Annotated in this window: 13 protein-coding genes; 4 read left to right on the top strand and 9 right to left on the bottom strand. The window is 45.1% G+C overall.

Annotated features, from left to right (window positions below):
• Positions 1–10: 10 nt before the first annotated feature.
• From H8744_RS18030 to H8744_RS18020, 3 genes are read left to right on the top strand one after another with little or no spacing between them, the layout of a single operon-like run.
• Entirely contained in the window at positions 11–1,021 is a 1,011-nt protein-coding gene (locus H8744_RS18030; protein WP_262436059.1) for a DUF5119 domain-containing protein, read from the top strand.
• A 50-nt stretch (positions 1,022–1,071) separates the two neighbouring features.
• Positions 1,072–2,802 (top strand): fimbrillin family protein, encoded by a 1,731-nt coding sequence (locus tag H8744_RS18025; RefSeq protein ID WP_262436182.1) that lies wholly within the window; start codon positions 1,072–1,074, stop codon positions 2,800–2,802.
• A gap of 26 nt (positions 2,803–2,828) precedes the next feature.
• On the top strand, positions 2,829–4,331 hold the full coding sequence (locus tag H8744_RS18020) for a fimbrillin family protein (protein WP_262436181.1): 1,503 nt from the start codon (positions 2,829–2,831) through the stop codon (positions 4,329–4,331).
• Between the two features lie 177 nt (positions 4,332–4,508).
• On the opposite strand, the gene H8744_RS18015 is transcribed toward H8744_RS18020, so the two are convergent.
• Both H8744_RS18015 and H8744_RS18010 read right to left on the bottom strand, forming a co-directional pair.
• Positions 4,509–5,372 (bottom strand): DUF4595 domain-containing protein, encoded by an 864-nt coding sequence (locus H8744_RS18015; protein ID WP_262436180.1) that lies wholly within the window; start codon positions 5,370–5,372, stop codon positions 4,509–4,511.
• A gap of 23 nt (positions 5,373–5,395) precedes the next feature.
• Positions 5,396–6,805, bottom strand: a complete 1,410-nt coding sequence (locus H8744_RS18010; protein WP_262436179.1) for a S41 family peptidase — start codon at positions 6,803–6,805, stop codon at positions 5,396–5,398.
• 123 nt (positions 6,806–6,928) lie between these two features.
• On the opposite strand from H8744_RS18010, the gene mnmA reads away from it, so the two are divergent.
• Entirely contained in the window at positions 6,929–7,996 is a 1,068-nt protein-coding gene (gene mnmA, locus H8744_RS18005) for a tRNA 2-thiouridine(34) synthase MnmA (protein ID WP_262436178.1), read from the top strand.
• A 28-nt stretch (positions 7,997–8,024) separates the two neighbouring features.
• Here mnmA and H8744_RS18000 read toward each other — a convergent pair whose 3' ends face one another.
• The 7 genes from H8744_RS18000 to H8744_RS17970 all read right to left on the bottom strand — a co-directional run bounded on the left by H8744_RS18000 (position 8,025) and on the right by H8744_RS17970 (position 20,732).
• A complete protein-coding gene (locus tag H8744_RS18000) occupies positions 8,025–8,690 on the bottom strand; it encodes a response regulator transcription factor (protein ID WP_262436177.1) in 666 nt (221 codons plus the stop codon).
• A gap of 127 nt (positions 8,691–8,817) precedes the next feature.
• Positions 8,818–9,408 (bottom strand): DUF4251 domain-containing protein, encoded by a 591-nt coding sequence (locus tag H8744_RS17995; RefSeq protein ID WP_262436176.1) that lies wholly within the window; start codon positions 9,406–9,408, stop codon positions 8,818–8,820.
• A 101-nt stretch (positions 9,409–9,509) separates the two neighbouring features.
• A complete protein-coding gene (locus tag H8744_RS17990) occupies positions 9,510–10,382 on the bottom strand; it encodes a VIT1/CCC1 transporter family protein (protein WP_262436175.1) in 873 nt (290 codons plus the stop codon).
• Position 10,383: 1 nt separating this feature from the next.
• Positions 10,384–10,830: a hypothetical protein gene (locus H8744_RS17985; protein ID WP_262436174.1), complete on the bottom strand. Its 447-nt coding sequence runs from the start codon at positions 10,828–10,830 to the stop codon at positions 10,384–10,386.
• Between the two features lie 53 nt (positions 10,831–10,883).
• On the bottom strand, positions 10,884–12,059 hold the full coding sequence (locus H8744_RS17980; RefSeq protein WP_262436173.1) for an MFS transporter: 1,176 nt from the start codon (positions 12,057–12,059) through the stop codon (positions 10,884–10,886).
• Between the two features lie 645 nt (positions 12,060–12,704).
• Positions 12,705–14,978: a penicillin-binding protein 1C gene (pbpC, locus tag H8744_RS17975; RefSeq protein WP_439649388.1), complete on the bottom strand. Its 2,274-nt coding sequence runs from the start codon at positions 14,976–14,978 to the stop codon at positions 12,705–12,707.
• Between the two features lie 126 nt (positions 14,979–15,104).
• Complete coding sequence (locus H8744_RS17970) at positions 15,105–20,732, bottom strand: alpha-2-macroglobulin family protein (protein WP_262436171.1); 5,628 nt, start codon at positions 20,730–20,732, stop codon at positions 15,105–15,107.
• Positions 20,733–20,754: the final 22 nt, after the last annotated feature.

The raw sequence follows: 20,754 nt of genomic DNA, 5'->3' as shown, positions 1-20,754 counted from the left end.
AGGACTATGTATGATAATGTTTGTACTGGCGGTGTTCGCCTTTTCTTCCTGCAAGCACAAGGAACTGTGCTACCACCATCCGCACACGGCTACAATCAGGCTGGGGTTTGACTGGCGTGACGCTCCCGATGCCGCCCCGGATGGCATGTGCGTGTTCTTCTACCCGGAGGAGGGGGAGGACGCGCCCGTGCGCCGTTTCGACTTTGCCGGAAAGACGGGAGGGGAGATAGAGATACGGGTAGGAAGGTACCGGGTGTTCTGCTACAACAACGATACGGAGGTGGTACTCCTGCGTGGGACGGAGGGTTTCGGCACTCATGAAGCGTTCACCCGCGAAGGTGACCTTTTTGAAAGCGTCTATGGCAGTTCCGCGGGGAACACGGTACCCCGTGCGGAAGATGCGGAAGACGAGCGTGTCGTCATCAGCCCCGACATGCTATGGGGTTGCACGGCCACGGAAGTGGAGATTTCCGAAAACGGCACCAGTTATGTTTGCATCCCCGAAAGCGGGAAGGAGGAATGGACAGGGAGGCGGCCGGTGCATGACGAGCAGGCCATGACGCTCTATCCTCACGAGTTGACATGTACCTACACGTATGAAATCCGCCATGTGAAAGGGCTGGAACATGTATCCCAGATGTGTGGCTCGCTTTCGGGCATGGCATCCTCGCTGCTGTTCTGTGACGAATCGCTCGGGCGGGAATGCGTGACCATACCGTTCGAGGCCCATGCCGGTGACGAGTCAACCATCGTGGGGAGGTTCTTCACGTTCGGACATCATGAGGAGAACGCTGCACCGCACCGCATGCTACTTTACGTGTGGATGGACGACGGTTCGAAATACTGTTACGGGACCGAAAGCGGACGCTTCAACGTGACGGATCAGGTGCATTCCGCATCCGACGGGAAGCATGTGCATATCATTATCGACGGCCTCGACCTTCCGCAACCCATCGGTGGCGATAATATAGACCCCTCGGTGGACGACTGGCAGGAGGTCAACGAGGATATACATATGTAATTCGACATTTTACGGTATATATATTTTTTGTTCAATTAAATTTTTAAACGATGAAAACCAAGTATTTATTCGGGGCAATGGCGGCATTGATGATGGCCGCATGCTCACAGGACGAGGTAGTGAGCGTCCGGCAGGATGGCATCGCTTACGGAGTGTCGGCAGGAACGCAGACACGCGCAGCGGATTCCTATTGTAACAACACCCTCCCTGACTATTTCAAAGTCTGGGCGAAATCGGCCGACGGGCTTTACATCAACGGTGACAAAATCGTGAACAGCGACGGCGTATGGACTGATGCCGACGGTACGCGTTACTGGCCGGACGGCAAGACACTCGATTTCTATGCCGAAGTCAACGGTGACGAGGAGTTCAGCTTTAACAACGGGGCACCGACATTCAACGACTTCACGGTGAAAGATGCCGTGGCCGAACAAGTCGACCTGATGTATTCAGTGCGGAAAGGCCAGACCAAAACCGTCGACAAGGTGCAGCTCAACTTCCGCCATGCCCTGTCGCAGGTTTGTTTCAGGGCAAAGAACAACACAAAAAACATGAGCGTGGTGATCAAGGGCGTGAGCGTGGGGCACCTCACCGAAAAAGGGACGTTCACGTTCCCGGCTGCTGATACGGATTATAACTATGCAGACCATTCGGACAACAATGTAGATCCCGAAAAAGAAGTTAACGGTGGCACGTGGGTCATTCCATCCGGGGCGCAGTACAATAAAAAATATAGCGTCGCTCCATTGAACGGGAATGTCACATTGGCACCGGGTACGGCCTCCAACCTTACTTGTCCTGAGGACAGTCACGAAAACGGATTCGGGCAAGTGTTGACCCTGCTTCCCCAGACCGTTGCAGCCTGGAATCCGACAAAGGCCGGAACAGACTGGAATGGGGCATACTTCCTTGTGGACCTTGCACTTTCCAATATCACAGAAGATGATGAGGGGGCAGAGGTGTCCACAACGGTATACACAGGCGAGGCTGCCATACCTGTCAACGTGGCATGGGTGCAAGGCTACCGTTATATCTATACTTTCGTGTTCGATGAGGGCGGAAACGGAGGTTGGACTCCCGATCCTGAAAATCCGAAACCGGTGCTGACGACCATCAAGTATGACGTTACCGTAGACGATTTCATTCCCGTAAACCCCGATGGCGGTGATACCGAAAATGGTGGTACGAACATGGATGGAGATGATGAAACGGGATATGAATACAGCACTACTCTTAATCTCCATACCAATGACGGTACGGGCGCAGTGAGAACGGTAAAACTCAACAGTAACGAATCCACTTATTCTTTCACGCTCTCACCGGAATATACTCCGAGCCGTGATGGTGCCGAATTTCTTGGCTGGGCTACGGCTGCTGATGCAACAACTGCTGAATATGGGGAAGGACAGTCTGTTCCGGTTAACATGGAGGAAGAAAAATTTGATTTGTATGCAGTTTGGCAGAAAAATAAAACGACAATTACTCTTAGCTACGATGTTTTAGATGGTACTCCAGCTATTCCGTCTGTAGATCAAACGGTTACGCAAGGAGAAAGTGCTACATTTACTGTTACTTCAACTTTCCCCACCAAAGAAGGGCAATACCAATTCCTCGGTTGGAGTTATACCGCTAAAACAGGAGATGAGCTTAAACTGAGTGATGTGGAAGTACAAGCAGGTGCTGAAATTACAATATCCCGATCTACCACTCTTTATGCTATCTATGGTAAAACAACCCCTACTATAGGTGGTGGCGGTAGTGGCAGCGGCTTTGACAACTAATTTTCAATTTAAAATTACGACTACCTATGCTAAAGGAAACATATATATCAATAACATTGATGGTATCAATGTTGATACTATCATTTAGCTCGTGTTCAAACGATGAGCTGTTGATGGGCGAAGAACAAACATCGAAGGGGACTCTTGTCCATATGGTAGCTACAGCAAATGCTAGCATTGACATTCCAGATACGCGTACTACACGTCCGGAGTCCAATAATGGACTTGATTTCCGCTGGGCTGAGGGGGATCAGCTTTTAGTTACTAGCAATACCGGCATAAAGCTTGGTGTGCTTACCCTTGCTAGTGGAATTGATGCAAGTCAAGGTACATTTTCCGGTGAAGTGTATATTGACGGTGACGGCCAAGAAATCAATATATTCTATCTCGGTTCGGCCACAAATACTCAAACTTTTAGTGGAACCACATTCATTGACGACCTTTCTACTCAAGAAGGGACCTTTGAATCACTTCCTCAAAAAGACTTTATGGCAGCGAAGACAACTGTGTCTCTTATAAATGGACAGGCGTCTGTTAACTTCAACATTGTAAGCCAACTCAGTTTTGCCCATTATACCCTCAATGGGGGTACCAACGTCTCATTTGATGGAGTGGAAGTTACGATATCCGGCACTAATCTTTACAATGAGGTGACTTTCAATCTTGCCAACGGTGGAAAAAACATGAAGCAAGGTAGTATTAAGGCAAAGGCACATGGTAATGACTTGTACATAATACTTGGTCCGGCAGAAAATGTAGAACTGACATTTAACGCTACTGTAAATGGAAAAGAATATGCAGCCACTCTGCCGTCTCATACCTACAAGGAGAACCGCTATTTTGCAACCGGTGTCAGTCAAGGCTACGAAGTAAAGATGCAGGAAGAAGGAGCCGGTGAATGGGTTGACTTAGGTCTTACATCAGGAACGCTTTGGGCATCCAAAAATATTGGAGCTGATGAACCTTATAAGTCTGGTAATTACTATGGCTGGGGAGATGTGACTGGACAAAAAATTGTCAGTTCTGCGGCTCAATACGGACCATCAAATTATAATGAAGCTAATTATTCTACTGAGAACACTTATGGAACGCTCTACTATTGGCAATGCTGTGCAACTGAGAGCAAGTACGGTTCATATGATATCGCAGCATACCAACTCGGGGAACAATGGACAATGCCCACCCCGGATCAAGTAGATGAACTTATAAAAGAAACGACTTATGAGTCTACAACTCTTAATAGTGTGAGGGGATTTAAATTCATAAATAAAAAAGATGAGTCTAAATGGATATTTATTCCTGCTGCTGGATATAAACTTAGCGGTGTTGTGAAAAATAATGGATGCTTGTATGCATGGACAAGTGAGATTCATTGGTATCAGGGAAGATTAGTTGGTGGTAACGATTATCAATATGACTATGTAAAACGTGGAATTGCACTCACCGATTATTATGATGAGGGAAGTGATGTAACCTATGGTGTTTTCAATCCTGCGTATGGTTTCCCAGTTCGTCCAGTTAGAAAGTAAATAATAAAATTCTTTTATGAAGGCAGTCAGTTCCAATACAATGGGGTTGACTGTTTTTATATGTTGCGTCAATTAATCTTTAGATTAAACAGATGTCACGATGAATTACATTATTGTTGTTATTCGAATGATACCGTCTCGCGATTCAAAAGAATCTCCCCCTCTTAATCCCTGTTTTTAGTTAAGAATACGTAAATCTGCATTTGACAAAACAAGGTCATATGAATATTCTATATAGCGACTCCACGCTGCCCTTGTTGTTCCGGTTCGCATGGCACACGAAGTTACATAGCCTTTCTTGTCGGTAGTATAGCTGTAAGTCGTTACTTCATTGCTTCCTTCTATATCCAAACGTCCGGGAAGTAGTGGTAGAGGCGTACCGAGAATGTTGGCATAAAGTGCTTCTTCATGGAAAGATAAAGGATAACTTTCCGCAAGGAACACCCATGGCAATTTGCTTGTTTCGTTGGAGATACCCGGAGAGTCATTGTCGGTACTGGCTATATAAGTGTTTCCAAAATTGTCTACTTTGCCTGTGATTGTCATTTTGCCGGCAACAGTGGAAGGTGCAAGAGTGATTTCTGAATACACCTTCCCATTCATCTCTTCTTTGATTCCGCTGAGAATTCCATTGTCGGGAGAATAACTGAAAGTATAATAACGAATGTTCCCGGAAGGTTCGTTTCGGATACAACTCTCCGCACGTCCATTGTCATCCATTAGGTAGGTAGATACATTGCCGGCATCATCGGAGACGATGACTTTGCCCGATTCATAACCGATCTGTGTACTTACAGTCCATGTATACTCCGTTTGACAGAATAAATCAGTAAAGGTTTGGGTGGTGGTGTGTTGAACCAGTTTGCCGGTTTCATAGAAAAACTGTTGTTTAGTAGTTACTTTTTCAGAACCTTGTCCTGTTGTCTCGGTGACGGTGAGGGTTCTGATTTCTTCCTCCGGGCTTTCTTCCGGTTCGTTGTCACATCCCACCATAATGGAGAGAAGTAACAGTACCGGAAGACAGTATTTGATCTGATTCATTACCTTTTGCTGTTTAGTTGTTTTTATTTTAATCTTGTCCCGTTCCTTACCTTATCGGGATGGGCTTTGTTTATGCTTTTTATCGGTGACATTTTAGTTTTCGGCTTTTCATCATCCTTTGGCGGGTAAGTTCCGTCAATTAAGCCGATGGCAATGCTCAACAGGGCTTCATCTTTATTTCCAAACGGTAAGAACTTGGTGAGATCTTCCGATTCATTGGCTGTATAGCCGGCAGTGAAGCTTCCCCCTTCACCGGATTCATCTTCGCTATTATAAACGGTGCATACTACCGGATTGAGCGCCCAAGTGCGTTCAGGACTGATAAAAGCCTCGGTAGTCACTCCGGGACAAGCGACATTACTGCCGATTAAGACGTATTTCCCATGTGGTACTATGCAGTTAAGCATGATGCCTGCCATTCCTGATGTCGTACTGCTCGAGATGATAAATCCATAGGATAGGTTCATGTTTTTTCCTGTACTTCCTATTAATTCTGGATCGAACAATAATTCTTTATTTTTGGCAGTCTGTTTATCATTGTATTCCAAATAGGCAAAAGGAGTACCTAGCGCATTGGACGGTGCCATAAGAGTAGACAGTAATTGCGCACATTCCAAAGAACCGCCCGTATTGTAACGCAGGTCGAGAATGAAGTATGTGATTCCCGCATCGGCAAACTCTTTGGATATTTTCCGTAATTCGCTGTTATACTTTTCTTTGTCCGTTGCAGTACCGGATGTGAAATGGCTGTACACCAGATAACCGGCTTTAGCTCCCGTAGCCGTTGTTATGATTTCGCTATAGTGTACGGGATTATCTTCCACCACTTCTTCAGGGCCTACATTGATTATTTCTCCCGTTTCCGTTACGATCCCCTTTTCCACCACTTTCTTGTCATCTCCTTCTCCAGTCTCTACTTTCTTAATTTCATATTTTCCGAGAGACAGTTTCATGGCTTGTCCGGACTCGAATAGCTCCTTTTCATTTTTCTTGGTGATCAGTTCATCGTTCACTTTCACGATCCAGTCACCTCGTTCAAGTCCCGCTATTGAAGCGGGTGAATGGGGAAGCACATAAGTCACTAAAGCTTCATAAAGCGTGTCTGCATTTGCACTCCGGTGGGTCGTATAGTTGAATCCATAACTGGGAACGGGGGTATTTCGTATGGTGTCGATGTATGAATAGCTTTTGTCTTTTTCCGCGTATAAAAGGGATTTCAGGAATGTGCCCGGAGCTTCGAAATATTTTCCGCCCAAGGGAACAGAAGGCATCTCTTTGTACCATAGGTACTCCTGTTTCATCACGCTGTCTATCCATAAGTCCAGTTTTGTTTCGGAAGCATATTCCGGCCAACGGTCCACTCCGCAAGAGGATATGCCAGAGAATAATAGGATGAGCAATGAGGGAATTAGCAATATGTTTCTTATCTTCATATCTTTATCGACTTTATGAGTTGCAAATGTAGGAAATACTTCGCTTATCTACCACAATTGTGGTATAAAAATGCCTTTATTGTGTGATTGCCTGTAAACGTTATGCAGCCTATCTTTGCGTCTATGAAGAATATAGCAGCATTATTATCCGGTGGTGTGGACAGTTCAGTGGTTGTTCACCTTCTCTGTGAGCAAGGGTTTCGCCCGACTCTTTTCTATATTAAGATTGGAATGGAAGGGGAGGAGCATATGGATTGTTCTGCCGAGGAAGATATTGAATTGGCCAAGGTCATAGCTCGTAAATATGGTTTGTCTTTGGAGGTGATCGATCTGCATCGTCAGTATTGGGACAATGTGGCGGCATATGCCCTTGAAAAGATTAAGAAGGGACAAACTCCCAATCCTGATGTGATGTGCAATAAACTGATTAAGTTCGGTTGTTTTGAACAGCAGGTAGGCAAGGATTTTGACTATACAGCTACGGGACATTATGCCACAACTCTGGAACAGGATGGGAAAATCTGGTTGGGTACAGCCAAAGATCCCGTTAAGGATCAAACGGATTTTCTGGCTCAGATCGATTATTTGCAAGTTTCGAAACTCATGTTCCCGATCGGACATCTGATGAAGCAGGAAGTCCGGGAGATTGCACTGAATGCAGGTTTGCCAAACGCTCGAAGAAAAGATAGTCAGGGCATCTGTTTTCTGGGGAAGATTGACTATAACGATTTTGTCCGGCGATTTCTTGGTGAGAGAGAGGGGGCTATCATTGAATTTGAAACGGGGAAACGGATCGGCACCCATCGTGGTTATTGGTTTCATACCATCGGTCAACGAAAAGGGCTGGGGTTAAGTGGAGGTCCTTGGTTTGTCGTAAAAAAGGATATAGAAGAAAATATAGTTTATGTCTCTCACGGCTATGGAGTGGAGACTCAATATGGGACAGAGTTTATGCTTTCTGATTTTCACTTTATAACGGATGATCCTTGGAAAGACTCTGAACGGAAGGATATAGCCATTACTTTTAAAATTCGTCATACACCAGAATTTACCAAAGGTCGGCTTTTGATAGAAGATGGAAAATACCGGGTTCTTTCTTCCGGGAAATTGCAGGGAATAGCTCCGGGACAATTCGGAGTTATTTATGATGAAGCTGCGAAACTTTGTATTGGGAGCGGGGAGATAGGATAGCCATATCTTCTCGTGTCTACCCGGGCACTTATATATAGTATTCCGCTAAATCTACGATTCCTGCCCGCATAGCATATTTCGTGGCTTCATGTACATTATTCACGCCCAGTTTCCGGAATATGTTCTTCCTGTGACTATTGATCGTGTGAAAGCTTAAATTCTTATCGGAGGCGATCTCTTTGGTCGTCTTCCCCAAAGCTATCTCTTTTAGAATGATCTTTTCCGTAGGTGTGAGCAGATGGGCACTCCGGATCGTTTCCGAGGAGACGGTCGGCTGCGTATTTCCCGAAAGCAGTAGATTACTGACGTGATTGCATATGTAACGTTCCTTCCGGGAAGCGCATTGCAATGCCGTAATGATCTCTTCCTTCGAATTGTCTTTCATTACCACTCCGAAAGCCGTACTGCTAAAAAGTACTTGGCGTAAGAAGTTCATGCTCAATTCATCCGAGAAGAGCAACCAGTCCGCTTCCTTGAAACGTTCGCGAAGCACAACGAGTTCTTCTGCACCGGCAAAGTCAAATAAAGTATAGTCGAGGATTACTACCGCTTGCGGATATAAGCGCAGTTCTCTGATTAGTTCGGCCTTATTGTCTGCTACCGACAATCTGGATATATCTTTTTGTTTACTGAGCAGAAACATCATTCCTGCCTTAGTGATATCCTGATTGTCTGCAATGATATATTCTCTCATACTATCTGCGAATAAAATAATGTTGGGGCAAAGGTAATGATTTTGGGGAGAAAATAGAATGGGGATGATAAATAGGTTGTTCCATTTATCATCCCCGGATACTTTAATTTATATCACTTATCTTTAATTACCAGGAACGTCCCTTGAATACGTCTGACTGATCGAGCGGAACAAGATTACCGTTCAATGTGAGCGTATTATTGTTGAAGTTCGGGTTTACAGTAACAGTGGCGTTGTTACCGCCATTGGTCAATGAGATAAATATCTGTGCTGAAATGCCGATACCTTGTACACTGAAGGAGCAGTTTACGTTACCCTTCTTATCAGTTGTCATTTTCATATCCGATGCATTTCCATCGACTGTAATACCACCGATTCCGTTAGGGCCGGGATACGGAGTATTGAAAGCTACCTGGACTGTCGATCTTTGACCATTCATCATCACAAAGTTTGTGTTAGATGTAACATAGGCGCTCTGTCCGTTACGGAAGATGACTTGATTTGCTTCAAGTACAAACTGTTTATTCTTCAGTGCCTGTACTGCCTGCTGATAAGCCACTGCATCGGCTGCTTGTTCTTCAGCTTTCAATCTTGCTCTTTCTGCGTCTCTTTGTGCTTTACGATCAGCGCGACGTTCGGCTCTGTTAGATTCCTGGGCGTACATCATTGTAGATGTACTTACCAAAACTAATGCTAATAATGCAATTAACTTTTTCATAACTTTTTCTTGTTTAGGTTTAATAACGTTGTTCGTTTATTGCAAAAACAACGTGTATGAAAGATTGTTCATAGATGTTTCATAATTTTATATTTACTATGTCATGCATCGATGCCGGTAAACGTCTTCAAGGCATAGCCGATTAGAAAACTTATTCCAGCCACACTGAAGCTGAGAACTGCCATTTCCGTGAAGCGCTTGCGGAAACTTTCGCCTCGTGCAACCGAATAATAATAATTGAATAGGGCAATGATGCCTAATGCCATCGCTAACATTATTCCCAATGCCATCAACACGTTGCTGATCAGAATAAAAGGTGTAACCAATGCCGCTACGGTAATAATGTAAGCAATACCTGTATAAATAGCAGCCTTAACCGGGTGTTTGTTGGGATCGCCTTCCGATTTAGTGGACAGATATTCAGAAGATGCCATTGAAAGGGCTGCTGCAATGCCGGTAATACTACCGGTTAATGCGATCAGCCTGTGGTCGCTCAATGCCAGTGTGAATCCGGCCAATGCTCCGGTAAATTCGACTAATGCGTCGTTCAGTCCGAGTACCACGGAACCCATATATTCCAGTCTTTCTTCATTAATCAATTCCACAAGCTTTTCTTCGTGTTCTTCTTCTTCGCGTGAAAGTCGCTGCAAATCTTCACAATCTGTGTATCTTGAGTAATTATTGTGGGCATTTTCTTCCCTTGACTCCATGAGTTTAATAGCAAAAGTGATGCCCAAAACACGTGCCAGCCAATAATATTTGGCAATGCGCCATCGGTTGGGACGTGTATCTGTCAAAGTATATTTCTTTAACGTATGATAGTGAGCCTTTTCCTGAGCCGAAATCAGTTGAAGAACTTTACGGTTGGAAGGGTCTTTTTCAATAGCTGCCAAATGGTCGTAGACGATACTTTCCGTGATTTCATTTTGTTGGAAACGGGTAAATTCTTTCAAGTCTATTGGTGACAAACTCATGTTATTCTGTTTTTGGATTATTCAATACATGCCGCCTTATCCACCAGTAGCGGATGAACAGAAATCCTGTAGCGATCAGTGCCAGTGATAATCCCGTGTAAAACACGGATATGAAACTATTGGGTAACAGGTGCATGCTTCGGATACCGATTCCCAGTGAAATCATAAAAGTCATGATGACCCAACCCTTTACATCGAAAAATGAAAAAGGACAATTTTTCTCATGCTTCTTTTGGCTGATACGTTCGGTATGTTTATAGTACAACCTTCTGAATATAAGTATAAAAAACAGCAGGAATACCACTATGGCTTCCCCTATTTTAAAAAGCCAATATTGTGAATCGTTCAGCCATGTCACAATCCCTATCCGCAGGATATTGGCTCCCGCTACGATCCATACTATACCGGCGGTGATCAGTAAAACCTGTCTGTTGACTCCGTACTTCATAAGTTTTCAGGATGATATGCAAGATTAACAACAATCTTAAGCATTGTTTTGATCTACTTTCGTGAAAATAAAGTGATAAATAATGAACAGCTTGTCAGTATGACTCCTGTGCCTATCACGCCATACCATCCGAAAGATTGCCAAAAGGTACCTGCCAGAAATGTTCCGAAAGAGCCTCCAATGAAGTAGGTCGTCATAAAAATGGTATTGATTCGGTTAGAGGCACTGGGACACAGGCTGAAAAGACTCGTCTGGTTACTTAACTGGATGCATTGCATGCCTATATCGATAATAATGATCCCTGCAACGATCCCGAAATAGGTGTTTTCCCCCACGAATAGCAGAAACCAGGCAAAAAGTATTAACCCACAACCTATAAAATTAAACCGTCGCACACCAATCCGCCTTACATATTTACCGACCAATGATGCCGAAAGCGCTCCGGCAATGCCGCAAAGACCCAACATTCCGATGACGTTGCTGTTTGCATGGAACGGAGCTTGTCCCATCTTGAAGGCGAGACACGACCACATGGCAAGGAATGAACCGAATGCGAGCGCGGCACGGATCGAGTAAATTCGTAGTTGAGGGTATTCTTTCAACAACAAGAACAGAGATTTCATCAATTCGCTGTATTTTCCACTGAAAGTAGGTTTTATATCCGGTAAGACTTTGACTACAACAATCCCACAAATCAGCATCATTCCAGCTGCGATGTAATACATCTCTCTCCATCCGAAAAGTTCGCCTATGAAACCACTTATTACCCGGGATGCAAGAATTCCGGTCAGCAATCCCGACACTACGATTCCTACGTTCCTGCCTTTATTTTCCGGCTTTGAAAACTGAGAGGCTATCGGTATGAATATCTGTGGAATCACCGAACAGATACCGGTAAATAGAGACGCTATCAGTATGATGTGTATATTCGGAGCTAAAGCGATGGTCAGCAATGAGACAATCAGTATGGAGAAATTGGTGATGATAATGTTTTTCCGTTGGTACAAGTCACCCAACGGAATAATAAACAATAATCCCAATGCATATCCTATCTGTGTGATCATAGAGATAAGATTGGTTTTAAATTCGGATACTCCCAATTCCTGCCGTATCATATTTAGCAGGGGTTGGTTATAGTAAAGGTTTGCTACTGATATACCTGCGACAATTGCCAGTGTCCAAAGAATGGACGCTGGCAAACCTCCGTTTTCTTTTAAAATCTGCTTCATGGAGGCAAAGATACGAAGATTGTATCAATTTATGGGAGGAAGAGGTGAATGATTATATTCAACTTTTGTAGGTGAGTGAGTGGAATAAGTGACAAAGTGGAAGCAAATGATCTTGTTTCCTTACCGAGCATTTTGATTGATAGGTGCTGATAAATGAAACGGATGGATAAATATTCTATAATTAGGCGATATTATTCGATAACTTGCAAATATATACGCTTTGGGGAGCAGGGATTAGACTGGATGTCACCGATGAAGAACTTGCTCATCGGTGAGGAAGGGTAAGTTACTCACCGATGAATGTGTTGAAGCTCACCGAGGAAGATGCCGGAGGGCACCGGGGAGAGGAATCGGAGGAGAAAAGGAGTTTTTGGTGAGGCTCTTTCTGGGTAATTGCTTCGTCAATCCATACGGATAGGATTTGTTAAAATGTAAGTGAATAAGGATTATCACATCTTATAAGGAAAGAGTTTTATGTATAGATGGAACTTTTTAATTGACATAACCGGCATTTGCCATACTTTTATGGTTCAGTAGAAACTGCTACGATCGTTTCTTTTTGCTAACTAAGCCTTGTGGCTTCATTCAAGCTATTGATGGAGGCTCAGAATATACAAAATGTCAAAACTGACACAATGTTTTTTATTATTCGATGAAGAAGCTTACTGAAACCGCATTCCCTTCTCCGTCGACTACGGTGATTGAATGCTTGCCTGCGGAAGGAGTCAGGGAGACTTTGTGGAAATCTTTGGTTTCTGTAAGGTAGTTGTCGTCGAGATGCCAGTAAACGGTAGCGTCCGGATTACTGTGTACCAGTTGGAACGTCATTTGACCTTTGCTGCCGTCCATCTGCTTGGGCAGATGAATATGGGCATTCATGGTAGGGTAAATAAATTGCATGGGTCGGAAGCTATCTTCTCCGCAGCCGGGTTTGAAAGGAGGAAGTGTCCGGTACTCCGGATGATGCTGTTTATAATACCATTCCCATACCGGAGGCAATGTAAACCAGTTTTTCTGAATAGAAATTTCCGTATTAATACAACTTTCATACAATCGGAAAGTACCATCGGCGGACAATGTGACGGGGTGATGATAAGGGCAGACATCTGTCTTGAGTCCGGCAGGAAGTATCAGCACGGTGTCGGTCTCTTCACAGAATCGTCCTTTCAGATGTCCGGACAGACGGCATACCTCTGCATCGATAAATATATCTTTCGGGCGTGAGAACCAGGGAGAAGAAGGTAAAAGGTTGAACACATCGAACATTACAGGGCCGGCAGTACGTGCCCCTACCAGTCCCGGTTTGCCTTCGCCTGTGGCATTTCCCACCCATACTCCTACGGCATAACGGGGAGTGACTCCTACTGCCCATGCATCCCGGAAACCGTAACTTGTTCCCGTTTTCCAGGCGATAGTCTGCATGGAAGGAATGGTACGCCAATCTATTTCTTCAGGACGGTTGACCTCCTTGATGGCTTCGAAGGTTTGCCAGACTCCTCCCGGTTGAAATAGGTCGGGGAGGGTGAAGGGTGGGGGATCGGAGTGGGTGAGGGTACAATAGGTATGATCTAATCCTTTCAGGCTCCGAGCCATATCTGCGTAGGCTGTAGTGATATCCCATAGGGTTCCTTCGGCTCCTCCGAGGATCAGTGACAGCCCGTAATGTGAGGCTGGGCGGTTGAGGGTGGTAAGCCCTATTTCTTTCAGAAAGTTGTAGAATTTGGGTACACTGTAATGTTGTAACATGGTTACGGTAGGAATATTAAGCGAACGTGCGATGGCTTCGGAGGCCGGAACGGCACCTTCAAATTGCTGGCTGAAATTTTGCGGAGCAAAACCGTTGATATTGATCGGAATGTCCGGCACGAGCGTATGGGGTAACAGCTCGCCTTCTTGCAACAGGACGTAATAGAGAAAGGGTTTAAGAATGCTGCCTGTGCTTCGTGGAGAACGGATGATGTCTACTTGATTACCGCTTTGTTCTTTATTAAAATGCAGATTACCGCAATAAGCGATCGGCTCATTTCTTTCTATATCGATCACTAATATCGCAAGGTTCCGGATGTCACTTCGGGCAAACTCCTGGTTCCACCGTTCGACAAGTCCTTCTACCTGTGTTTGAATGTTCCGTTCGATGGTACTTACCGAATATTGATCTTGCCGGGTTTGAGAAAAATAATCTGTGAGGTGTGGCGCTATTTGGGGGAGTGGCTTTGGCTCTTGTGGCAATGGTTCGCTGACAGCCAAGTCATAGTCTGAATCGCTGATCTTACCGTTATCGTGAAGTTTGCTAAGGAGCCGGTTCCGTTTCTTGAGAAGCAAATCCCTTCCTTTTGAAAGGTGGATCATAGCCGGGGCATTGGGGAGTACTGCAAGCATGGCGGCTTCCGCCCATGAAAGTTCTTCGGCCGGATGCCCGAAATACCTCCATGCGGCAGCGTCCAGCCCGACTACATTTCCTCCGAAGGGGGCGTGAGAGACGTAAAGGGACATGATTTCTTCTTTTGAATAGCGGAATTCCAGACGTGTGGCCCATACCATTTCGATGAACTTTTCTTTAAAAGTACGCGGGTTATTACGTGCCAGGCGAATGGTCTGCATCGTGAGAGTACTTCCTCCGCTGACTATGTGCCCCTGTTTTATATTCTGAAAAGCGGCACGTGCTATCGCCAATGGGTTTACTCCCCAGTGTTGGTAAAAGTGATGATCTTCAAATTCGATCAGGCAGGTTTTGACTTTATCGGGAGTTGTATTGCGCAGAGGAAATCGCCACTGTCCGTCCGAAGCAATACGGGCACCAAGCAATTCGTTATTCCTGTCGGCCACTACGGTAGAATAGGGCACATGGAATAATTGTGCAGGGAGGCAAAAGATAAACCATACTAATAAAAGTAGGGTAATTATCCCTATTCCCTTTATCCACTTCTTTTTTAAGAAAGGAATTTTTGCTTGAATAAGATTACGTATCAACGCTATATAAAGTTTAAATGTCACGTACAAGGATTGTGTTCATTCATACAATCTGCATAAAATGATGTTAACGATTTAGTTAGACGCGGATTTCACTACCGTCTTTCCGGCCCGTGTTCTTGCCTGAACGACTGGATCATACATGGCTTCACATTGGATGGCCGGCAGAATGAATGTTCCTGCATAACTTGCCTGGAGCCTGATAGTGAATGTCTTGTATTGTCCCTTATTCAGGTTGAAATAGGTCAGCACACGATCATCCCGAATATTCCGGTAAGTATAAGTATTGTTGCTGTCTGCACTTCCTGCCTGTTCGGGATCGATAATCATTCGCTCGTTATATATTTCCCAACCGGAAGGAATGATATGGGTCAACGCCAGATTAGAATAATCCGTTGTGCCACTGATATTGGCTACGGTGACGGTTGCTGTGAAGTCTGTTCCCTGTTTCAACTCTCCGATATTTAAGGAAGCACCGTTTAAGTCCGTATACTTCACATCAATACGCAGATTGTTGGCTATGGCAGGCAATGTATCTTTCAATAATTGCGTTCGGGTGATCAGGTCTATATTCAAAACTCCTTTGCCATTATTGCTGACAGTCACTGTACCTTCACCCGGTTTCACCGGCAATGCTTTTTCAAATACAGCTTTCGCCGACTTTACCGCGGGTTGCTGTTTTCCTTGCAGAGACCAGGTGAAATCAAGAGTTCCTGATAACTTTTCAGCCAGCCGTCCCATCGCCATTAAGGCAAAAGCGGTAGATTGGGTACTGAACCACTCTTCTTGCGAAAGATGACGGGAGATTTGCTGTGCTTGTGCAAACGCTTCCCGGTCGCGGTTCATTAACAACAAAGTTTCCAGAATCATCGATTCATCCCGGTCATAGGAACCGTATATGTAATTTCCTTCGGAAGAGGAATACGGCTTGACGGTGGTTTGTGCATTGTACACTATTTCGTTGGCCGCTTTTATTTTTCCGGTCAGCGCATAGGCGGCTGCCAGTCTCCATTTGGCTTGCAGCGACAGATTTTGTTGCATCTCTTTCATACGGTTCATTGCCCCGTATTCCGGTGCCCCTGCCAATGCCAGTGTATAAAGGCGGAATGCTTGTTGTACATCCGATTGCCAATTATAATAGGTATTCTCATGAGGAGTACGCCAGTTTTGCGAAGCTGCCCGTTGGAACCGTTTCCATTTGTTCAGCACATTGGCATTCACGGCATAACCCTTTTCCTGTGCCAATATAAGGAACATTCCTGTATACGATGTGATCCATTCGTCAGCTGAGGCTTGCCCCGGCCAATAGATGAATCCTCCATTTGGAAGTTGGCGGCCGTAAAGCTGTTTGATAGCCTCTTGGACATTTGTTTTTGTACGGTTTGTTTCAGTTTCATCCATTGCTTTGAATTGCCCGATGAACAACAGAGGGAGAGCTTTGGATGTCAATTGTTCCGTGCAATAATGCTGATAGTTGTATAAGAAATCGAACCGGCGGCTGATATCTACCGATGGGATGCGTGATACCTCCAGTTTGACACTGTTTTCCGAAGAAGTGTTCTCGATCCGATAGGTCAATTCCGCTGTCTTACCGCTATCCAGCCATTTGCTTTCACGAAGGGTAACTACCGGATTCGGGTTACGTATTTCTATTTCTACTGTTTCAGTGAATTTCTTTCCACCTCCTTCGGCTACAATCCGGATAGTGGCTTTTCCACTCTTATTTCCCGTCTTGAGGCGGAAATAAACCATTTGGTCGCCCGGTCGGGCGAAAGTTACGGATTGGGTAGGGCTGTCCGTAACCTGTAAACCGCCTTTTACGGTGACGGATACTTTCACGTCCTTTACTTCCTTCTCCATAGCAAATACATTGACCGGAAGTTTAATCTCCTCTCCGGTGCTGAGGACGCGGGGGAGAGTCGAAAGAATCATTAAAGGTGTACGTACCGGCGTTGTCTTTTCCGCTTTTCCATAAGCACCGTTCTCACCCGCTACCACCATGGTACGTACCGAGCCGACATACATCGGTAAGGTAATGCGATGCGTCCGGTTTTGTCCTTTTCCTATGCTGAACGGGCCGATGTAGCGTACAACGGGTTTGAAACGATTGGCTTTGGTATCTGCCGGTTTCAAGGTTTCATCCCCACCGGTACTGAATAGGGAACCGTAACTCCCTGCATATGCACCCAACACATCATCATACATATCCCAGGTGCGGATGCCCAATGCTTCCCGGGCGTAGAATTCGTTCCAGGGATCAGGCGTTTTGAAGTTCGTCAAGTCGAGCAATCCGTCATCTACGATAGCCAAAGTGTAAGTCATCGGTTTTCCTTGTTTCTCGCTGACTGTCACACTAAATTCTGTTTCCGGACGTAATACCTCAGGCATCCGTATTTGTGGCTCAAGTACCGTACCTTTGTCGGTGACAAGCACCGGCATCACGCCATACATGCGGATGGGAAGATCGTTGACCGTCTGTGCATGAGGTTGCAATAACGTTACATGCAGGTAAACATTCGGAGCCATTTCCGGGGTAACTTTAAACTGGTATTTGGTATCTTTCTTTCCGGAAACTTCTATCCATTCGCGTTGCAGTACGGTCGATCCGTTTTCTAATGAAACCAGCGCTCTTCCACCGGCAGATGCGGGAAGAATGGCGGTAACGGTTTCACCGGTTTGATAGGAATCCTTGTCTAACGAGAAAGTCAGCATCTTGATACCGCTCGGATCGGATTTATTGGAACGGCCGCGCGATTCAGGCCAGTCTATAAAGACCGTTCCACCCGTTGCATGACCGCTTTCCATATCTTTGACATAAACCAGATAGCGTCCCCAACCCGGATAGTCGACCCGGAATTTGAAACTTGTCTTCCCATTCACCGTGCGTAGCTTTCCGGTGGCTACCGGCGTATAAGAACTGCTATTGACATAAGTCTCGAAAGATTCCTGAGAATCTTCCCACCACCAACTCCAATCGATGCGGTATATTTTGTATTCTAGGGCGGAACGATCCACTGGTTTGCCTTCCGGATTGACGGTAACAATATCGAATACATGATCTTTGTCTGTTTCGATGTATCGGTTCTTCGGTTGGTTGAGATTGATCCCGACATAGGAACTGAATGGAGAATAAGGAACGCTCATCGTATGGATACTGGCATCTCCTCCTTGTTCAAATACGCGGGAAGTGATGTTTGCCTGTAACAATCCCGGTGCATTTTTGGCATCCGGCAGTTTGAATGTAAATGAAACATTCCCGTTGTTGTCCAGCGTGCCGTTGAATATATCCAGACGGGAAGAGGTAAATTCCGTTGCCGGATTATTGAATATGTACTGTCCGTAATTCTTGAATTGCGTATTGACTTTGGACAGTGACATTTCCACTTTTGTTTTCAGTCCCGGTGCTTTGGCACCTGTCAACCAGGAAGACGATAAGTTGGCGCGTACTTCCTTATCCGAAGCATCCAATACTTTTCCGGGTAACTGGAGGTTGATTTTCAACCGGTTCGGCTTCACGGTTTCTATGCGCAATGATTTATGGAAGGCTGTTCCTCCCACTTTGATATAAGCATTCCAAAGTCCTGTGGGGTCTTCCGGTTTGGTGGGTACGGCAAAGGTATACAATCCTTTCACCCCGTTGGTTGAGATCATTTTATTGTAGAATTGACCTCTCGGATTGTAAATTTCCAGTGCTACCGGATGTTTGTCGGGAATCCGCTTGTTACGGTCTTCAAGCATGAACGATAGGTGAAGCGTGTCTCCGGGTCGCCAGACACCTCTTTCTCCGTAAATGAACCCTTTCAGTCCTTTCCGGATCTCTTTTCCTCCTGTGTCGAAGCGGCTGACGGATTCTTCCTCTCCGTCTACTACCCGGACATATGCTTTTTGTTGCCCGGATTCGGCTACGACGATAAAAGGTACTCCTTTTGATTCTATGACTGCAAAACCATTGTCATCGGTTACTGCTTTGCCTACCGGTTGAAGTTGGAAGTTGTAGGCGGTTACCACGGCTTTGTCAGTGGGGGTTGTGTCAAGGATATTGTTGACTGTGACCCATATCGTATTTGCTGAATTTCGTTTTACGGTCATTCCCAGGTTTGAGGCCAATACATTACAGGAAGCAACCCGGTCGGAACCCATATAATAAGACGGGTGGCAAGGATTGTCACGCTCTTCCCAGCGATATTGCCTCCAGTCCAGTGCATCGATATTTTGATAATAATAATAAGCTTCCGGTGTATTCCAGATTGCTTCGTCTTCTTCCGATAATTGTTCCGAAGAGATTTTCGTTAAGCCGTCGGAACCGGAAATTTGCAGCTCTTTCTCTTCATCCCCGCAAGGATAGGCTGAGTATGCCTGTTTAAAAGAGAGAATGATCCGGTAAATAGCTCCCGGTTGCTGATTGATCAGACCGGAAAGGTCGATGGAATAATCTTCCCAGCCATGAATGTCTTTTGAGGGATCCTGATCCAAACGGAGTGTCTTTTTGTAGACCAGTCTTCCCGAACGTCTCAATTCATTGGCGGAGGAGAGTGTGTTTGTTTGCATGAACATCAGCACGTTGCTCTCAAAAACACGGATCACATTTAAATCTACGGCATACAGATTAACAGCCCGGAAAGGTATGATCAGGTTTTTAGAGTCGGGGAGGATGGCGGCTTGTGTTTGTAATTCAACCTGCGGTTTCAATTTGGGTTGGCTGAAAGAGACCGAATGGGAGATGCCCAGACGTTTTCCCTGCATGTTTTTTACTCCTTCGTAAATGCGCACGGTCAATGTATTTGCTTTGGTAGGTTCAAAATATACGTTCACCTTGTCATTCACAACTTGAAATGTATAAGTTGAAAGCTCGGGTATTTCGATCAATCCTTTCAGGTCTTGTGTGTCTGATACGGGATCGGAGAAGGAAAGTTGTATCCCGTTTTCCGGTTGCTCGATCCGTTGTGCAGACATGAAACGGAATACATTTTTCGCTGGGATGATAAGATTCTCTGTCAACTTCCGGTCGATACCGACAGGTTTACCATCCAGCTTTATTTCTAGTTCATAGTCTTTCTCTGCTCTTGGAATACGGTTGATTGTAAAAGCATAACGTGCAGGATTACCGGTTGCCTCTATGGAAATGGGCAACGAGGTGGAACCGTTCCCTGAAACCGACAGGATTTTCTCTACATGGGCATTATCTATGACATCACTTATGACATCACTGAATCGGATCTCACCTTTTACGGATGCATAGTCGGGGGCTGCCGCTGTTATATCCAGAGGTTCCAGAGCGAGGGCGAAGTTTTTCTCTTGTACCCGGAAAGAAAAATTGAACTCTTTCAACCGCTTTTCCACCTTCACGAAATTTCCTAATTTGAAAGAGGCTTCATACAAGGTTCCCGGCTTTAATTCTCCCTCTTCCGGTAGAAATTCGATGCAGTTATTGCTGACCCAGTACGCCTTCCCTTTCAGTGAAGGCGAGAAGTGGAAGGGATTGTCTTTTAGTTCATTATTCAGATCTACCACCGGCTGATCGTGAGTCAATTCTATGCGTATGGGAGAGGATGATGATATGACTCCTCCCGTATAAGCATTTACATAAGGCGCATACTCGGAGGAAGGTATGACTTCTTTCTGACAGCCTGCACAGGAATTCATGCTAATGATGATCATCAGGAGCATTGAAAAGAAAACCGGGATAGATATAGTCCGTTTCATGGCAAAATGCTTTTTTAAGTTC

Source organism: Jilunia laotingensis, assembly GCF_014385165.1.
GTDB classification, from domain to species: Bacteria; Bacteroidota; Bacteroidia; order Bacteroidales; family Bacteroidaceae; genus Bacteroides; species Bacteroides laotingensis.
This window is presented reverse-complemented; position numbering and strand designations above follow the sequence as displayed.